Raw genomic sequence first — 18,924 nt, 5'->3', positions numbered from 1 at the left:
ATAAGGAAAAGGATGGAAAGCACCATCCTTTTCTATTTTAAGAGCATTCTTCGACTAACGCCCCGTATGACAAGCAAAAATTCTTAATCCATCTTTAACTTTATAGCTTTTGTCGCAATAAATGTTTTAATATGCTTATCTAATATCCTTGTTCCACCAAAATCATCCTCAAAAAAACCTGTTATAGCAAAACCAGCTTCAACTTGGCCTTGGACTTGGTCTTCTAAAGTATGCGCATATTCTATTGTTTGATTTGAATCGATGTAATCTTGAACTTCATCCTCTGGTAAATAATCCAATGTTGATGAAGGAATTGAATGTTTAACATCAAGAATACCTTTTTGTTCTTGGTTATCATCAAAGATCCATAGTAACGGATTTGTAAATCCAGCAATAAGAATACCTTTATTCTTTAAAACCCTAGAAACTTCATCCCATACAAGATGAACATCTTTTACAAACAAATAAGCTACGCTTTTTCTTTTTTATTCAGCAAGAGTTAACTGCCAAGATACACCATACTTATCATTTAACCAGCCAAACTTTTTACTAAACGGATAAGAACCTAAAGGCATAAGAATTGCTCCATCCTGCGCTAGTTTATGAAAGACCGTTTCAATTTCTTCTTCTGTCTCACAAGTTACATAAAGAGATATAGCTGGAGTGAATGTAAAATTATGATTTACATAACTATCAATACACATAAACTCTTGGCCATTTAGCGTAAAAGTTGCATGAATTACAGTTCCCTCTTTACCAGGTCCATTTTCATCGTAGCGAGAAATACTTACAATTTCCGATTGATCAAATAGCGACGTATAAAAATTCATTGCTTCCTCAGCTTTGCCTTCAAACATTAAAAACGTAGTAATTTTTTGATTTGTGTTACTCATATGGAGACAGCCCCTTGTTATATATTTATGTAAAACATAAGTCGGCCAAAAAACCGAACGTACATTCCTATGAGTGTATTGTCTATAAAAACGATGAGTTTGTCAATTATCTACTTTCTTATTTCTTCTTAAATAATGCTGTCCAAAGAAATGATTCTCCAAACATTTCATTCGGTTGTTTCATTTGTTCCATCCTTCTAATCTCAATTACCTCATATTCTTTAAATATCTCTCGTAACTTTTCTTCCGAGTATGCAAGACCACCTTGTAGACTCCACCCTCTATATACATCCCAATCTGTTATTTCTGATCCATTTCGCTCATCTAAATCGCCTGCCGCAAAACATGTTAATCCGAAATAACCACCCGATTTTAATGAGTTTTTAATTAAATCCACATAATTTATTCTTCTATGCGGTGGAATGTGATGCAAACAGCCCGAATCGTATACAAAATCAAATTCGTTTTGAACCTCTAAATTAAAAATTGAATTACAAATAAAATGAATTCCTATTCCTTTTTCTAATGCCCTCTCTTTAGCCCAATTAATGCCCTCTACAGATAAATCCACTGCTGTTACATCAAATCCTTGAGTCGCTAAATAAATGGCATTTCTACCTGGACCACATCCAAGTTCTAATACTTTCCCTTTTGAAACTCTCTCTTTTTTTATATACGAAACTAGATTCTCATCTGGAATATTTTCAAAAAACGGAACATCTTTTTCTTTATTCTCATAAAACTCATTCCAAAATGGTTCTGCAGGTCTTAATAATGAATCAAGCATTTTTAAAATATCTTCTTGTGTGTGTAACGTTTCAGTTTTCATTAATACCCCTCCATAAATTAATAGTCAGAAAATTATTATATATCTTTTCGAACTTTCAAACAAAGAAAAAACTCCTATATTCAATAGGAGTTTTTGTCTTTAAAATCCGAGTACAGCTAACCATTTTAACAATTTCTCTTCTCGCGCTTTTAAATCATCATTCCTAAACTTGCCTAGTTGTATTTCACTAACAACTTCTCCGTCCTCCATAAAAAGAACTCTTTTTGTTTTCTCTGCTACCTATACAACATGAGTCACTTAAGAAGGTTACTTTGCTGAAAAATAAAGCCGATTTCGTTAAGGGATATTTTTGCTAACGCCTCTTCTTTCATACATGTTATTTCATACAATCATACTTTTCTAATAAAATAACGCTTTTGTTCACTTTTTTGATACATTTACGAAACATTCATGTGTTATCTTCATTAAGTTCTTTTTCTTTTTATAATATCTTGTGAGATATACCAACAAAGTAAGCCCTAGCCCCCCTAATCCTAGGGCTTTTTTTATAAGAATTTTATACATTTTATTATTTCCAGTAAACTTTTCAAATTGTATATACATAATATAAAATTTTTATGTTGTTATATTTTTTGATGGCCTCTTATCTTTCCGTAAAAGGCCCTTTTTTCAAATAACACTTTTGTTTAATTTATATTTAAAAAGTTCCTTTTCATAAAGACTTCCCTTATATGCTATACTCATTCTTAAATAATTGTATAAGGAATGTTAAAAATGGATGATAGATCGTCAAGACAATGGAAATTGCGACAAAAGTTAAGAGCACTGAAAACAAAAAACAGAAATGATACAAACCCTTTGTTTAATGAATGCCTTGAATCCCTAGGAAACGAAACTCTCATTTTCTCCCAAGAAAAAAGCCAGCAGATTGCTACTATTTTAATGAATTCATTTCCTATAACTGTCTCGGGAAGAATAGATTGGGAACAGATAGATAACCAATTCATAGCTTCGAACAAAGAACAAATAATTTCCCTTATTAGAGCAAACCAACTAGATTTTGACGAACAGATTTTTATAATATGGGATAACTATGAAATCCCTGTAGTAAGTACAAATCTTGATAAAGTATTCCAATCACTAGTTGACGTTGATGCAGTCAGTTTTTATTACTGGCTATTAGACAAAGAATATAGATTCGTAATTGAAATAAATGATGAAGAATTGATTAGGGTTGGGTTTCGCTAATACTCTAAGCATATTTCCTCATTCTACTGATCTGCAAAATTTAAATTGTATTATTTATCAAAGACTTAAAATATACAAATGTCACGTAAACCGATTGGTGTTAATCATGTTTATGTTTATAATTACGTTGATTTGGATAACTTGCATTTATAAAATGTAAATGTTTTACAAATTCAAGTTAAACAAACATTGTTATATCAAGGTTTGTTTGACCTAACATGTTATATTCTTGATATAACGCCCTTAAATCGTTGCTCTATATTTTCAGATTGCTGTAAATCTATCCGTATATCACTTTTTCCTGCCCCCATATAAAGAGCGATATTTGAGGTGAATACTTTTGTAACAAATCGTGAAAGAATATATCCACATATACATCCGCCAGCTGAAATAACAACATATTTTGTTACATATAGTTTTTGAATATCTTTACTTGTAATGCCGATAGCTTTCATAACACTAATTTCCCGATAGTATTCTTCCATCAGTTAATGAATTAAGTGTTTTAAAAAGAGGATAAGTAATAGAGGGACCTTTTTGAGGTAAGTTCGATGACTGGTATAAATCTTCAAATTCATTTATCTAATTTACATCTGTTAACTGAAATTCAATAAGATATTCTCTTTCTCCCAAATTTCGTTTTAATCTTTCTAAGTCTTCATTGCTTATTACAAATCGCTTTGAACTAACGATTGATGGATTCATTTGAACATCACGAACACATGCTGATATCGTAAATTCTTGTTCTATATTATTTTTTATAATCCATATTTCATCTCCAATATGCAGATTGTATTTTTGCATAAAATAAATCGGTACACCTATTTCCCCTTTACTAATCTGTATCACTTTATTATTTAAATCTAATAAAAAATTAAAATTAGCGTTTTGTTTCACGGAACTAATATCTATTACGCTATTATGTTCGCCTTATTTTTATTTTGTATAAAAATGTTATACCCGTTTACTTGTACTTGGATCATCTCTGCCGTTTGCCACTTTTTTACAAAAGGAGTTTTTTCTACAAATGAATCCATTGACTTTTGATTTATTTCTCCGGTATGAATCTGTACGACGTGCGGTGCGCTTGATACTTTAAACAATCGATCATAGATTTATAACGTTACTTGAAGCACTAGCCATTAAAAACTTGATAACTTGATAAACATAAATAAAATGATAATTATCATTTTATTTTTAGAGAAATCTCTTTTTAACATTCTCCTAATCATATGAAGCTAGTTCCCTTCATTTCTTAATATTTTCTTCGTCACTATAGCTATTAATATCATTATGAAACTAATAGCAAATATAGGTAAATAAATTTTCGCACTGAATCCTTCAAACATAAAACCATATACGACTTGCCCAATTGGCGCCATACATTGAGATACCGCTGTTATAATTGCCATTACTTTTCCTAGATTTTCATTTGGTGTTTTCTTTTGGACTACAGTAATCACATAGATGGATACAATTGTCATAGTCATTGCGATTAGAAGAGAAGAAAGTATAAAGAGGATAAATGGTGGATAGTATCCTAAATTAAGAGTAAACGGTGTAACTGATAGTGCCACTGGTATTACTAATAAAACTATGATAAGCATCCAATTATATAATGTTTTCATCTGTAACTTTTTAGCAAAGAAACCGATTGACAATGCACCTAATATAGTTGCAAAATCAATTAATCCCATTCCAATTCCATACATCGTATCGCTACTCCGCATAGTTACTCGTAATATAATAGGTCCTCCAACAACAAATAACGGTGTCAAAATTAAGTTTAGTAAAGCTGCAAGTAACATAGCCTTCAAAATAAAAGGTTGCTTTAAAACATAAAGAAAACCTTCTTTCATATCTTTTACAATTATCGGTACGATATGGCCTTCCTGTATTCTTTTTATAAATGGTATTGTAATAAACATTTCTAAAATTGCAGATAAAAAGAAAGCGAGACAACTTATTATTACGAGCATTTTCAAACCAATTATGCCGTATAATATTCCTCCTAGTACAGGTGCAACTATATTAGATAATGCTTGCACACCATTTACGATACCGTTTGCTTGTTCTAACTTTTTCTCTGGAACTAATTGAGGAATACTCGCCATTACAACTGGTGCGTACATTGCACTAACGACTGCTAGTAAAAACATAATTGTTCCAATCATTAAAATAGATACCGATTCAGTTAATAACAAAACTATAAAACTTAATACAATAGCAGCGTTTATAAAATCAAAAATGACCATTACATTACGGCGGTTGAAACGATCTGCTATTGCTCCGCCAAGAGGTGCTAGCAGAAACGGAATACTCGTTACCGCATATAACCCTGCGAATATATCTGCACGCCCTGTTATATCTAGCACATATAGTGAGAGAGCAAAACGTAATAGTGTTGAACCTAAAATAGTAATAATTTGACCACTTACCATTAAGTGAAAATCTTTCAAGGAAGATTGAATACTTGCTGGCATCCTCGTCACATCCTTCATTTAACCTAGACCGACTGTCGGTCGATAATACTTAAACAGAAAATCACTATTTCTGTTTAATTAAAACTTCCATCATATAATCAAAAGATCCCTCTTTCGCTCCGACAGATGCTTCCATCATTTTGATATAAGCTTTAGCTCTGTTTATCATTTCTTCAGGTTTCCACTGGAATAAACTATCATCAAATATGACTTGCGCTGAGGAAATTAACAGTTCAATCGTTTCTTGTGGGTATGAGGTACAAAATATGCCTTCTTCTATTCCTTGCTCTAAAACTTCCGTTAATACAGGAGATAAATGTATAATGGACTGCACTAAACTTTTCTGATGCATTTCTGCATTATTTGGTTGATGGAATTGTTCAATCATTTTTTCTTTTACATCTCCCGATTTTGGTGATTGTTCCATTAAAATTTTAAATAACTTATCTAAAACTGGAATATCGGGATTGGAGACAATCCTTTTCGCCTTAGTGACATCCTCTTTAATAATCCTCATAATGATTTCATCCATTACTTCCTCCTTCGACTTAAAATAATGATAAAACGTCCCCTTTGCTATACCAATTTCTTTTAAAATGTCATTCACGGTTGTTTTCGTATAGCCTTTCGTAAGAAACAAACGCTCAGCTATTTCTAAAATTTCCTTTCTACGCTCCTCATACTCTTTTACAATTCGCATTCAAGTTCTCCTTCTCACTAGACCGACTGTCGGTCTATTAAAATTATATGTTTAGTTTGCAAAAAGTTTCCTATTATCGTACATATACAACACCATACTTTCTATTTCCTTTATGGATTTTTTAAAATATTTTAATACGGTGAATGAAATTTCAAGAATTACTCTTTAACACCTCCCTTGTACTTGTATCGACTTCTTTGTATAAAAAAAGAGCCGCAACGCTTTGCGACTCTTTGACAATAATACCTATTTAACGGCCACGTCGTTGCTGACCTTGCTTTGTACTACCTTTTTTATTACTTGGCTTATTAAATGATCGGTTGTTTTCATTTCTCGAACTATTTCTTGAATCATTTCTTGAGCTATTTCTAGAATCACGTCTTGATTCACTTCTCGAACCTTCGCGGCTATCTCTTTGACGATTTTGACCTGATTTCTTCGGAGCTGGCTTTGGTACCGGTTTTCCATTTTCATCTACACGTTTTATCTTCGGTTGTTCGATTATTTCTCTTTGTATTGGTGCACCAAGCGTTTTTTCAATTTCTTCTAAATGTTTTTCATCTTTCGCTGCAACGAACGTAATTGCAAGACCTGATCCACCTGCACGTCCTGTTCGGCCAATGCGGTGAATATAACTTTCTACATCTTCAGGGATATCAAAGTTAAATACGTGCGTTACACCATCTACATCAAGTCCACGAGCTGCTACATCCGTTGCGATTAAGTACTGAATTTTAGCTTCGCGGAAACTCTTCATAACTCTTTCACGTTTCGCTTGAGGTATATCACCATGAAGTTCAGCACAATTATAACCTAGTCCTTTTAAATTATCATAAAGCTTACTTGCTCTAACCTTTGTACGACAGAAAATAACTGCTAAAAATGGCTGATCACGATCCATAACAAAACGAAGTGCATCTGGCTTTGCACGATCTGTCGTCTCAATGACACGCTGTTCAATTGTATCTACCGTTACTTCTTCACTTTGTACTTGAATCATTTGCGGCTCATCCATATAACGTTTCGCCAATTTTTTAATATCTTTTGGCATCGTTGCTGAGAATAACATCGTTTGTTTACTACCAGGTGTCTCATCTAAAATATCTTCAATATCATATAAGAAACCGAAATAAAGCATTTGATCCGCTTCATCTAGTACAATCGTTGAAAGATTACTTAAATCAATTGTTTCACGTCGTATATGATCTAATAATCGTCCTGGTGTTGCTACAACAATATGTGTATTACCTTTTAATTTTCTCAACTGTTGTGCTACATCTTGCCCACCATAAATCGCTAGTACATTAATATCTTCTCTTTGAACAAGCATTTTTTTAATTTCAGTTGTAATTTGCAGGGCTAGTTCCCTTGTTGGTGCAACAATTAAAGCCTGAACATCACTAGACTCTGGATCGATTTTTTCTAAAATCGGTAACACGAATGCTAACGTTTTACCCGTTCCTGTTTTCGCCTGCCCAATAATATCTTTACCTGACATAATAACAGGAATTGCCTTCTCTTGAATTGGTGTTGCTTCTGTAATTCCATTTTCACGTAATGTATGATTAAAAGTTTCACTAATTCCTAATTCTAAAAAGTTTTTCAAATAGACCACTTCTTTTCCTTATTTTTCACATTAGCTTTCATTGTACCATTTGTTTCGCCAAATATGAAAAATAAAAAAATTCTTATCTTCTTTTTTTATATTCATCCTGTACTAGATGAACAAATTCTTTTTGCTTTTTCTCAGATTTTATTAATGCTTCCATGTTAGTAGAAGACAAAATGAACTTCTTAATTTTTCTATTACTCCAAATTAAACTTGTATACTTCGGATCTTCATGTAGATTTCAAAACCACTCTAATTCACTTAATTTTGCGATATGGTGTTTCAATTTCATGTCATTTCGAGGATAAAATAAAATGATATCTGCTATTACATCAAATAACGAACCCATCTTCTCCCCCCTATACCCTTGCTCAAATTATATATATTCTTCTTTACATATATACTTCAATTTTACCGAAATATAATGTTACTGATTTGGTTGAACTCGCAAAATATATGAACTAAAAAACCGATCTTTTCGATTTAGGAAAGACCGGTTTTCATTAGTTTATACAGTAAGCTTTCCTCCATGATAGCAATAATACTGTGCTGCTTTAAGACTTTTAATCCTATCTAAAGACTGTTCCGCCCTTTCTATATCTAAACAAAAATTCGGATTAGCTATAACTAACTCTCGATTCTCTTGAACCGCTGCATCTCCTGTAATTACACAGTCTAAATTGGGAAAATATAATGAAATATGCCCCGAGGTATGTCCTGGCGTTGCCACTACTTGACATTCATTATTCAAAATCATTTGACCATCATGTACTTTTTCATCGACGGAAATATGTTTTATATTTTTTAACTGTTGTATAAACCATTTACCAAATTCTTTTTCTTCATTTGGCATACGTTCTAACATTTCTTCAGCTTGAACTAACCTCTCTGATTTTATATCACCATTAATATAGTTAGATTCAATTTCACTAGCAATAACATTAATATTTGGATATTTCACTTTGAAATCATATAAAGATCCTATATGATCGTCATCATAATGGGTAATAATTATATTCTTTAAGTTTTTCATCTCATATCCATGTTTTAATATTGCATTTTCAATTAAAGGTAAAAAACTTGGATATCCTGTATCGACTAACGTTAATTCATTATGTAATATAATTAAACTTGGATAAATACATTGTTTTTGCCCGTTAAATTCGAATTCAATTGGTAGTTCTATTATTTTCATTTTTCTTCCCCCATACCGCTTATAAAATGCATAATAATAACTAAATCACCCACATACATTTTACAATATATATACTATGTAACGGAACACTGTGAATCGTTGCATAATCCACATTATATTATTTTGAACAGGTATTCCCCTATTTTTATGGAAATATATAATTAAGAAAAACAATAAAATTGATTAATCTCTCTCTTCTTTGTCCATCCTTTTAAAAAATCTATGTTTTTGTAAAAGGAGTGTTTATATGGAGAAACAGACACTTTGGAAAAAGTTCAAAAAAAGCTCTGTAAACCTCGGTAAATCCAGCGTATATGAAAGTATTATCTTATTCTACACAATGAAAAAGAAAGAATTACCTACTAAAGCGAAATTCATAATATTAGCCGCTTTATCTTATTACGTATTAACAATCGATTTCATTCCAGATATAGCTGCTATTATTGGGATTGGCTTATTAGATGATGTTTTAGCAATCGCTGTAGCGCATAAATATGTGATGCGCCATGCAGATGCTGAAATTCGAGAGAAAAGCAAGGTAAAAATGGAGTCATTATTTACTTCAGCACAAGCATAATTAAACTATCTAGTCATTTACCATGAGAGTATTGCACAATATAAATTCCTAAAAAGTAAAAGAATTTCTCTTAGTCCTCAAACTGTAAACAAATAGGGTGTCAGCACTTGTTCCTAAGTTCTGACACCCTATTATTTGTTCTTATATTTGTTATGCAATTGATTCATGAAAGATTCCGGTAGAGAGATTCTTTCATAACGAAAGTCAATAACAGTGCAGATAGTTTATATAGTTGCATGTGTCCCCTTATACAAAACTGCTATTGCCGCGACTATAAGGATCATACCCATAAAAGCAGGTGCAGTATGACCAAGTGATACATAGATTTGTCCTCCAATAATAGGACCAATCATTCTTGCTAAAGCTTGAATAGATTGGCTTCCACCTTGAATCCTTCCTTGTTCACTAGAACTAACAGACTTTGAAAGCATCCCGTTGAATGAAGGCCCGAAAATTGAATCCCCAAAACCATACATCAGCATTCCAACGATAAGTAGTGGATAGAGTGAAAACAAAGCTGATGCCGCAATAAAACTGTATCCTATAATCTCCGAAACCATCCCAAGAATTGCTATTTGTTTATCACTAAGCTGGATCAAAAGCTTTGGCAGGATAAAACTTTGTGAAAAGATGTCTTGAAAGCCCAAAATTGAAAACATAAGTCCGATTAATGCAGGTTTCCAACTGAAAGTATCCATTGTAAATTGCGTGAAAATTGCTTGTAAAGATCCGTTAGGTATCCAAAGTAAAAACGCTGAGACAAGTAACCATTTTAAACTTTTCATGGAAAGTATGTTTGCTAGCTGTGCAAAAGGATTTAACCTTACAAAAGTAATCTCTTTCAACCTATTATTTTTTTCAAGACTCTCAGGCATATATTTGATCCCATATACAACATTTATTAACGTTATGATTGCACCAAAATACATAGGTACAGTATCACCAAACTTGGCAAGTCCCCCCCCAATGGTTGGACCAATGATAGTTCCCGCACCTACAACTGCACTCACCCATCCAAAGTATTTCGTTCTCTGCTCTTTTGGAATGATGTCTGCAAAGTATGCGAAGATAGTACTTATGCTCCCGCCTGTTATTCCTTCTATTATGCGTCCAGCAAATAGTACCCATAAAGCTCCTCCTATTCCAAAAACTAAGTACCCAATTGCAGAACCAAATAAGCATATTAAAAGTAATGGACGACGGCCATACTTATCGCTTAAAGCCCCGAGTACTGGGGCAGCTAAAAACACGCAAGCCGCATATACGGAAGTTAGTAGTGTTACAACTAATGCTTGTTCTTCCGGATTACTTATATATGGCTGTACTAAGAATGGGACTACAGGCATGATGATACTGAAACCTATACCACAAAGAAATACAGAAATAAGTCCGAATAGTAAAGCATGTTTATCTATGCTTTTTTCAGTTTCCCTTTCATTTTGTGATCTAAATATAGACATTTAACTTCTCTCCTTAAAATACTTTGTTGCTTCGTCAACAAAATAATAACTCCGTTTTGTTGATTAGTCAACAAAAATGACATAATGAAAAAGCAGCCTATTCGCATTAGAGTAGGGCTGCCATTTCATTATTAAAATGTATTACGATTTAATATGTATACCTTGTTTCTTTATTTCTGCATCCAAATGTCTACTATACTTTTCCACGAAACGAATTATACTGTCGAATTCTTCTTTAGTTACTTGCTCAAATACAGCTTTATCCCGCTCATGAAACTCTTTGTGCAGATTTTCATGGATTTTATAAATTTCTTTCCCTTGTTCGGTAAGCCTAAAATAAATTTCTTTCTTATTTTCTGACTTTTGGTAGCTTTCAATAAAACCTTTTTGTATGAGCTTCTTAGTCATTCTACTTATAGCACCGCGAGTCACATAAAAAGCCTCTGCGAGTTGTGTCACGTTAGAATCTGCATTGTTTTCAATATATTCAATGCAGTGAACTTCAGAAGACTTAAAACCTTTAAGACCTTCTTCCATCTTATCTTTATTAAGCCAAACCAGCTTATTATATAATTCCCTGAAACCGTTCATGACCTGTTCTTCTTTATTCATGACCTGCCCTCCTCACCGCTCATTAGCACATTAAAACTATTATATTAAATTTCTGCTTATGTTTCGACAATATTGAAATAATTATTGTAACGTTCAAGATATGTGTAAAAATTGGCGCTTAAATAAAACAATTCATTAAACAGCAAAATTATTGATACTTACAGTAAACGGTAGACAAAAAGTAAGAGCTAAGATCATTTCTCTTAGCTCTTCTTTTATAAAACTATTTCACTTCATTAGCGACAAAAAAGTGCTCACATACACTTGATATGCGCTGTAAGTCCACGTTCCCACCGGATATAACAGCTACTACTTTTTTCCCTTTTATATAACTATCAACTGTTCCTGCAAGAAGTGCAGCAGTTGCTAATGCACCTGCACCTTCTACAACAGCTTTCCCACGTTGTAATAAATCTTTCATCGCTACTTCCAGTTCTTTTTCTGATACAGTTACAATATCATCTACTAATTCTTTTACAATTTCAAATGTTAATTCCCCTGGTATTTTAACTGCGCAACCATCTGCAATAGTAGGTGCCTCATAATGTTCTACGATTGCTCCTTTATCGTAAGATGCCTTCATTCCATGAACATTATCTGCTTGGACACCAATTATATTAATCGATGGATTAAAAGATTTTAATGCTACAGAAATACCAGAAATAATTCCGCCTCCACCTATTGGTACAATAACAGTATCTACATCCCACATATCATCAAGAATATCTAATCCAATTGTACCTTGACCAGCCATTACCTCTACATCATCATATGGATGTAAGTATGTCTCACCTGTTTCCCTTATAATTTCTTCACATTTTGCCTTTGCATCATCAAAGGTTTCACCATGTAAAATCACTTCAGATCCATATCCTCTAGTTGCTTCAACTTTCGCCTGCGGTGCAGAAATTGGCATAACAATTTTACTCTTAATACCGAGTAAATGAGCAGATAATGCAACTCCTTGTGCATGATTACCTGCTGAACATGCAATTACACCTTTTTCTTTTTCTTGATCCGTGAGCCGCGACATTTTATTAAATGCGCCACGGAATTTAAAAGAACCCGTTAATTGCATATTTTCTAATTTCAAATGAATTTCTCCGCCCGTTTTACTAGTCAAGTAAAAAGATTTTACTAATGGCGTTTTACGAGCATTTCTATCTAGAATCTTGTGAGCTTTTTTAATATCGTCTATATGTAATGGTAGTTTTCTAGTTATCATACTTACACCTCTTCCAATGTTCTATTCCTAAGTTTTCGTAAGTCGTAGCTCCTTTATACGAAAAGAAAAAGTCTTTATATATGTACCCCACTCTGAAATAAACACATTTGCAAACAATTTAACATCCTCTTCATATCACGTTCTTTATAATGATTCAGGCATGCAATTTGGATCCAGTTATTCTTTTGTAAATACGCTGATTCATAATGGACAATATATCCTTGTAAAGCTAACGCATCACCTACCGTTTTAGAAGACTGACCTTCGCTTAATTGAATTGTAAATATAATTTTCGCGGCATGTTCTTTAGGTGAAACAAGCTTTAACCCCATATCAGTAATAACTTCTTCAACATAATCGTATGTCTCTTTAATTTTTACAAATGCCTTTTCATCTTCAAATCTCTTCAACGCTTCTTGCAATGCATAAATTAAATTCCATGATTGTGAGTATGGAATGCTTTCATTTTCTTCATACATACCAATGTCCATATAAGCCGGCACAGCCTCGTTTATTTTTACAATGTGGTTATGAAAAATGAAAGAAATTCCTGTATATGATTTAATCGCTTTACCGCTAACACCACTTGCAAAATACACATCCTTCAAGTCTATTGGTATTGCTCCAATTGAGCTTATGCAATCTACACATAGTTTCATTTGATTCTCGTTACAAAGAGTATTTAGCTCGTTTAAATCGTTTAACATTCCATTAGATGTTTCATGATGAACAAACCAAAGCCATTCATAATTTCCGGTTGTCATTATTTCTTCTAATTCGTTATAAATAAACGGCTCTCCCATTTCCTTTTTATACGTATCAAAATGTAATTGTGCTCGTTTTGCATGCCCAACTAATCTATTTCCAAATTCTCCATTTGTTAATACTAGTCCTTTCCCTTTTAAAGAACGTAGTTGCAAAGCAATTGCATCATTTGCTAACGTCCCTGTTCCTAACATAAGCTGTACATGTTTTGCTTTTGTCATGTGAAGTAACCGTTTTTTCACATTGTCCATCGTCACTTGAAATGACTTAGAGCGATGCGAAATAGGCCGCGTAGAAAATGCCTTTCGAACATTCTCTTCAATATCTACTGGACCAGGTAAAAACGTGTATTCTTTCGTCATAATACTTCCAACACTCGATTCTTCAAACATAGCAGGGGTAACATACATTGGCTGGAAGGCTGCTTCTTCTGTACCAACTAACGTATGGAAAGATTTGAATCCCATTTGCTCATATAAAGCTAGTTCACGTGTTGTTGCAGAAATGAGTGCCAATTCATATCCATTTAGAAGCAAATAACGATGTAGAAAACGAATTAATCCTAATAACGCTCTTCCATTCCTATATTCACGTTCTACTGAAAGTAAACGAATTTCATACACTTTTTCTCCATGCTCTTGCAAATAAACATCTAAATTTGAAATTTTATAATCTAACGAGAATGGTCGTTTTCCCCGCACCGCGACCATACCTACTAATCTATCCTCATCTAAACAAATTAAATATGTATTTTCTTCATGAAACCGATCTATACGAAACCGGTCTTTCGTTTCTTCATGTTGCGGAATCTCTTCTACAAAAGTTTTATAATTTAATTTATGTATACTTTCAAATTCCCAATCTTGATCAGCAACTTTATAAATTAACCCCATGCCTTATCTCCTTTATCTATTTAATAAAAAATGATAAGTGGAGATTATCCCCACTTATTAAACATTTATTTTATTCTCGATTTACATATAGAATAAGTACAATAATCATTCCACTTAAAATAGTCGTAACAATAGAATAAGAATAAAAAATCATACAAATTGGTAAACAAGCAATCGTAATTAGTCCTGGCTTCGTAAATCCTTTAAATATTAAATAAAATACAATAAAAATGCCTATGAGGGTAAGCGCTATCAAATAATCAAATGCGATTAATCCTCCAATAAATGTTGAAATACCTTTACCGCCCTTACCTTTAAATAAAACTGGGTAAATATGTCCAATAATAACGGCCAATAATGTTAACATTACGAATGTAGGATCTTCAAAAAGATATTTTGCAACAGTAACAACGATTGCCCCTTTAATCGCATCCCCTAAAAATGTAGCGATGAAATACCCTTTTCCATATACGCGCCCCATATTTCTTGCACCAGGATTTCCGCTTCCTTCACCCCTAATATCAACGTTATGTCTCAATTTTGTTACTATATAAGCGGTCAAGATGTTTCCAATTAAATAAGAAGCCATCAAATATAAAAACTGCATACTATTAATCATGTAATCATTCACTTTCTACATGGGATTACATATACAATATTCAATTACTACGTATATTGTACGTTTTAACATACATCCCTTTATACATTTTAATATCATATTTTTACAAATCATACAAAAATTCTCATACGCTATTTTTAAAAATATATATCCCTCATTAAATAATATGTTCCTTTCACTGCCATTTCTGCTTGTGATACAAATACAATTTCTTTAATACTTTCTTCACAGCATTTCTTAAATGCAGCAAATATTTCAGGAACTAAACGCAATATACTGCCACTTACTGCAATTGGAGTTGAGCGCTTAAATTGCATCTTGTTATAAACATCTACCGTAATTCTTGCTAATTCCTTTCCAGCTCGCATTATAATTTCATGCGCATAATCATTGCCATTTCTCGCTGCCTGAATAACTAATGGCGCGATTGCTGCAATTTTATCTTTAGAAGAAGTATATACTAAGCTTTTTATATGAGACGGTGTCAACAGTTGAAACTGACTTTGAATATTCAAACTCAATGGACAAAGACTGATTCCTTGATCGAATTGAATTGCCATTTTCTTTAAAGCTTGTAATGCAATCCAATATCCGCTCCCCTCATCACCTAAAATATGTCCCCATCCACCGCTATACTCATACACTTCTCCTTTCTTTCCGATACAAATTGCCCCTGTACCACCTATAGTTAATATTCCATCCTTACCTTTTAAAGCAGCTGCATGCGCAATCATTGCATCATTAAAAATTTCAATTTCTGTTCCGTATTTCTTTTTTAAACGTAATGTTAATTCATTTGTATTCGCGCCACTTATGCCGGCTAACCCTAAACAAACACAAACGCAATGCCCATTTATTAAACTCTTCTGGCATTGATCAATTGCTTCCATAATATGCAAAAGTGCCTCATCAAAATCTATTAATACATTTCCAAATCTGCTCATACCTCTTACAACTTCATTTCCATTTTGATCAAATGCAATTGCCTCTGTCTTCGTTCCCCCGCCATCTACTCCGATCATATACTTCATATGTTCGCCTCATTTTCATTTACATATTGGAGGGAATGTTACATTCCCTAAAACCACGGAATTCTTAGCACCTGTTGCGCTCGGCACATTACTCGGATTACGATAATACGTTTCGTTTGCTAAAACCGCAAAGGCGATCGCTTCTTTCGCCGCTGAGGAATAGCCTAAATTTTCTTGAATAAATATTTTGCATTTTTCTTCCTTTAATCCAAATCGTATCATTTCAACAAGTGTACGATTATAACTTCCGCCCCCGCCTAAAATTACTTCATCGATTTCATAATACGGAAAAATAAATTCCTGATAATGATGAACAATTGAACTTGCTGTAAACATCGTGACAGTTGCCAATATATTTTCTCTACTATGCTTTTCAAATCGATTCAATAATTCAGTCACAAACGCTTCTCCAAACTGTTCTCTACCAGTTGATTTCGGTGGATTTATTTTCAAAAATGGGTGATTCATACAATATGTCAAAATTTCTTCTACAACTACCCCCTGTTTTGCAATCTTACCATTTTGATCATATGACAACTGAAATAACCTTTGGCATACTTCATCCATTACCATATTACCTGGACCTGTATCAAATGCTATAACGCTCTTCTCACTTAGTTGACTTGGTATTACAGTCACATTACCAATCCCGCCGATATTTTGTAGTAGTCTATTTTTAGTTTGGTGACGATATAAAATAATCTCTGAATATGGTACAAGTGGTGCACCTTGTCCTCCAGCTGCCATGTCCATCGTTCGAAAATTAGAAATAACTGTCGTATTCGTTTCATACGCTATTACTGCTGGTTCCCCAATTTGCAAAGTTGAAGAAAGAATATTACCTTCTTGCTTTGGCTGATGATAAATCGTTTGTCCGTGAGAGCCTATTAAATCTAATTGTCTCAAAGGAAAATTGGCCTCTTTACAAACTTCCTTTACAGCATTGGCGAAGCATAAACCAAGTTTAAAATTTAAACTACATATAAGTTGGACATTCGAAGTTTCAATTGATAACGCTTGTTGGATCTCATTTTTCATATCATTACAAAATGGAACAGTAGTAAAATGGATGAGTTCGATTTTAGAATCTACACCACTTCCTTCTATATGAACGAGCGCTACATCTATTCCATCTAATGAAGTACCAGACATTACCCCTGCAATATACATAACGTGCATGACCTCCTATTTACTAAAAAACAATCATGTAAGTAACGAACGTACAACCAATCGAAAACAATATAAATCTAAAAAACAACTGAGCTTTCGATGCAAACGATCCATCAATGAAAGAAACAACTACCGTAAGCAAAACGCTTGCCGCAATACTTGTAACGAGCCATATACTATGCATTTGTGATAGATTTAGCATGCCTAATAAAGGGACAAAAAGTAAATTTGCACAAATCACTCCAAATAATAATAAAAATACGCCTTTATAACTAAATTTTATATTCATTCTATTTCCCCCTTTCTAGTTTTAATGTGAAAGAAGTGATAGACAAAAAGTCTATCACTCAAAATAACAGCGTGCAGATTAAGGATTAACAGATTCCCCGTCACCATTCTTTTCAATTTCAAGCATATTTTTGTCGTACATTTTAAAGAATGGTAAATAAATAAGGAACGATATTGCTATATTTATAAATACTAATACAATCGCACGCCAATCTCCACCTGTTGCTAAATATGCACCAATTGGAGCAGGTAATGTCCATGGCGGCATAATATGCGTTGGTGTTACAAATCCCATCGCAGTTGCTGAATATGCAACAGTTGCTGTTACAAGTGGTGTAATGATAAATGGGATAATTAAAATTGGATTTAGTACAATCGGTAATCCGAATATGACTGGTTCATTAATATTAAAAATACCCGGAACAATACAAGTTCTTGATAATGCTTTCGAATATTTCGATCGACCAAATATAATCATAGCTAATACAAGCCCTAACGTCGCACCAGAACCGCCAATCCATATAAACCATTGATATAACGGCTCTGGTGAAATAAATGGCAACTGATCTGCTCCACTAGCAACTGCTTCACCATTTTTCCCTAGGTATACTTCCCATAATGGCCGAGCAACAGTTCCAACAACCGACACACCATGGATTCCGAATGACCAAAAAAACGTAATTAAAAACACTGGAATCATTACACCGAAGTAACTATCCCCAGCTTTTACTAATGGTGCTGCTAATTTATCAACAACATGGTGTAAATCAATGCTAAAAACGACAGTTACTAGACTCATTATAATAATAACGAATGCTGCAGGTATAAGTGCTTCAAATGAACGCGATACAGATGGCGGTACTTGTTCTGGCATTTTAATCATTACATTTTTCTTCTTACAAAATCTTAAAATCTCTACGGATAAAATAGAAACAATCATCGTCACAAATAATCCATGACCTCCGAGATTTGTCATCGGAAGCATGAATCCTTTTTTATCAATTAACTCAGGCGTTAATGTTAAAAGTAGTGAACATACCGCGAGCTGTGCTCCTGATAAAGCATCTAATTTATAACTTTTCGCTAAATTATATCCTATTCCAAATGCGATATATAAGGACATAATAAACATGGTTAAACGATATGGTATCAATATACTTGTTTGATTCTTTAATGCCCAAACTGATATGAAACTATCTTTCGGCAGTGGTGGAAATGCTACTATTAAAAAGAAGCTTCCTACTATAATAAATGGTAACGCCGAAATAACTCCATCACGGATTGCTTGTAAATGTCTCTGCTCAGAAAGCCTTGCCATCGGTCCAGATAAGTTTTTATCAAGAAACGTGACAAACTTATTCATAAC

The 18,924-nt window shown here is 33.4% G+C and carries 17 protein-coding genes and 4 pseudogenes; 2 read left to right on the top strand and 19 right to left on the bottom strand.

All coding sequences use genetic code 11. From position 1 onward, the window contains the following. Positions 1–83: 83 nt before the first annotated feature. The 4 genes and pseudogenes from BUA87_RS03395 to BUA87_RS31610 form a co-directional block, all read right to left on the bottom strand. Positions 84–473: pseudogene (locus BUA87_RS03395) on the bottom strand (SAM-dependent methyltransferase); the annotation flags it as partial. Between the two features lie 12 nt (positions 474–485). Next, a complete protein-coding gene (locus BUA87_RS03390) occupies positions 486–893 on the bottom strand; it encodes a VOC family protein (protein ID WP_000072492.1) in 408 nt (135 codons plus the stop codon). Positions 894–1,011: 118 nt separating this feature from the next. After that, complete coding sequence (locus BUA87_RS03385) at positions 1,012–1,722, bottom strand: class I SAM-dependent methyltransferase (protein ID WP_072938416.1); 711 nt, start codon at positions 1,720–1,722, stop codon at positions 1,012–1,014. 99 nt (positions 1,723–1,821) lie between these two features. Next, positions 1,822–2,066, bottom strand: a pseudogene (locus BUA87_RS31610) (hypothetical protein); the annotation flags it as partial. A gap of 391 nt (positions 2,067–2,457) precedes the next feature. Here BUA87_RS31610 and BUA87_RS03375 point away from each other — a divergent pair. Beyond that, positions 2,458–2,931 carry a CDI toxin immunity protein gene (locus tag BUA87_RS03375; RefSeq protein ID WP_000342732.1) on the top strand — a complete coding sequence of 158 codons (474 nt, stop codon included), beginning with the start codon at positions 2,458–2,460 and terminating at the stop codon, positions 2,929–2,931. 305 nt (positions 2,932–3,236) lie between these two features. Here BUA87_RS03375 and BUA87_RS31605 read toward each other — a convergent pair. The 6 genes and pseudogenes from BUA87_RS31605 to BUA87_RS03340 all read right to left on the bottom strand — a co-directional run. After that, positions 3,237–4,163: pseudogene (locus BUA87_RS31605) on the bottom strand (ABC transporter permease); the annotation flags it as partial. 6 nt (positions 4,164–4,169) lie between these two features. Beyond that, a complete protein-coding gene (locus BUA87_RS03355; RefSeq protein ID WP_072938413.1) occupies positions 4,170–5,414 on the bottom strand; it encodes an MFS transporter in 1,245 nt (414 codons plus the stop codon). Between the two features lie 64 nt (positions 5,415–5,478). Continuing rightward, positions 5,479–6,114, bottom strand: a complete 636-nt coding sequence (locus tag BUA87_RS03350; protein ID WP_001223562.1) for a TetR/AcrR family transcriptional regulator — start codon at positions 6,112–6,114, stop codon at positions 5,479–5,481. Positions 6,115–6,364: 250 nt separating this feature from the next. Continuing rightward, on the bottom strand, positions 6,365–7,729 hold the full coding sequence (locus BUA87_RS03345; protein ID WP_002152922.1) for a DEAD/DEAH box helicase: 1,365 nt from the start codon (positions 7,727–7,729) through the stop codon (positions 6,365–6,367). Positions 7,730–7,802: 73 nt separating this feature from the next. Beyond that, positions 7,803–8,072, bottom strand: a pseudogene (locus BUA87_RS30780) (hypothetical protein). Between the two features lie 159 nt (positions 8,073–8,231). Continuing rightward, on the bottom strand, positions 8,232–8,918 hold the full coding sequence (locus tag BUA87_RS03340; RefSeq protein WP_072938410.1) for an MBL fold metallo-hydrolase: 687 nt from the start codon (positions 8,916–8,918) through the stop codon (positions 8,232–8,234). Positions 8,919–9,165: 247 nt separating this feature from the next. Here BUA87_RS03340 and BUA87_RS03335 point away from each other — a divergent pair, with 247 nt between their 5' ends. Next, the gene (locus BUA87_RS03335) at positions 9,166–9,495 is read left to right on the top strand and encodes a YkvA family protein (protein ID WP_000415089.1); all 330 of its coding nucleotides are present in this window, start codon (positions 9,166–9,168) and stop codon (positions 9,493–9,495) included. A 224-nt stretch (positions 9,496–9,719) separates the two neighbouring features. Here BUA87_RS03335 and BUA87_RS03330 read toward each other — a convergent pair whose 3' ends face one another. The 9 genes from BUA87_RS03330 to BUA87_RS03290 form a co-directional block, all read right to left on the bottom strand. After that, positions 9,720–10,955 (bottom strand): MFS transporter, encoded by a 1,236-nt coding sequence (locus BUA87_RS03330; protein ID WP_000021817.1) that lies wholly within the window; start codon positions 10,953–10,955, stop codon positions 9,720–9,722. Between the two features lie 141 nt (positions 10,956–11,096). Further along, a complete protein-coding gene (locus BUA87_RS03325; RefSeq protein WP_001030895.1) occupies positions 11,097–11,567 on the bottom strand; it encodes a MarR family transcriptional regulator in 471 nt (156 codons plus the stop codon). Positions 11,568–11,790: 223 nt separating this feature from the next. Next, a complete protein-coding gene (gene tdcB, locus BUA87_RS03320; protein WP_000632954.1) occupies positions 11,791–12,792 on the bottom strand; it encodes a bifunctional threonine ammonia-lyase/L-serine ammonia-lyase TdcB in 1,002 nt (333 codons plus the stop codon). 74 nt (positions 12,793–12,866) lie between these two features. Next, positions 12,867–14,450 (bottom strand): aminotransferase class V-fold PLP-dependent enzyme, encoded by a 1,584-nt coding sequence (locus BUA87_RS03315; RefSeq protein WP_072938408.1) that lies wholly within the window; start codon positions 14,448–14,450, stop codon positions 12,867–12,869. Positions 14,451–14,520: 70 nt separating this feature from the next. Then, positions 14,521–15,069, bottom strand: coding sequence for a glycerol-3-phosphate 1-O-acyltransferase PlsY (plsY, locus tag BUA87_RS03310; protein WP_000610838.1), 549 nt, complete (start codon positions 15,067–15,069; stop codon positions 14,521–14,523). A 137-nt stretch (positions 15,070–15,206) separates the two neighbouring features. Continuing rightward, a complete protein-coding gene (locus BUA87_RS03305) occupies positions 15,207–16,100 on the bottom strand; it encodes a BadF/BadG/BcrA/BcrD ATPase family protein (protein WP_000876626.1) in 894 nt (297 codons plus the stop codon). Positions 16,101–16,115: 15 nt separating this feature from the next. Beyond that, a complete protein-coding gene (gene anmK, locus BUA87_RS03300; RefSeq protein WP_044307164.1) occupies positions 16,116–17,270 on the bottom strand; it encodes an anhydro-N-acetylmuramic acid kinase AnmK in 1,155 nt (384 codons plus the stop codon). Positions 17,271–17,292: 22 nt separating this feature from the next. After that, complete coding sequence (locus BUA87_RS03295) at positions 17,293–17,559, bottom strand: hypothetical protein (RefSeq protein WP_001021963.1); 267 nt, start codon at positions 17,557–17,559, stop codon at positions 17,293–17,295. Positions 17,560–17,637: 78 nt separating this feature from the next. Further along, a complete protein-coding gene (locus BUA87_RS03290) occupies positions 17,638–18,921 on the bottom strand; it encodes a PTS sugar transporter subunit IIC (protein WP_001032277.1) in 1,284 nt (427 codons plus the stop codon). Positions 18,922–18,924: the final 3 nt, after the last annotated feature.

Source organism: Bacillus sp. bc15 (assembly GCF_900142585.1).
GTDB lineage: Bacteria > Bacillota > Bacilli > Bacillales > Bacillaceae_G > Bacillus_A > Bacillus_A cereus.
This window is presented reverse-complemented; position numbering and strand designations above follow the sequence as displayed.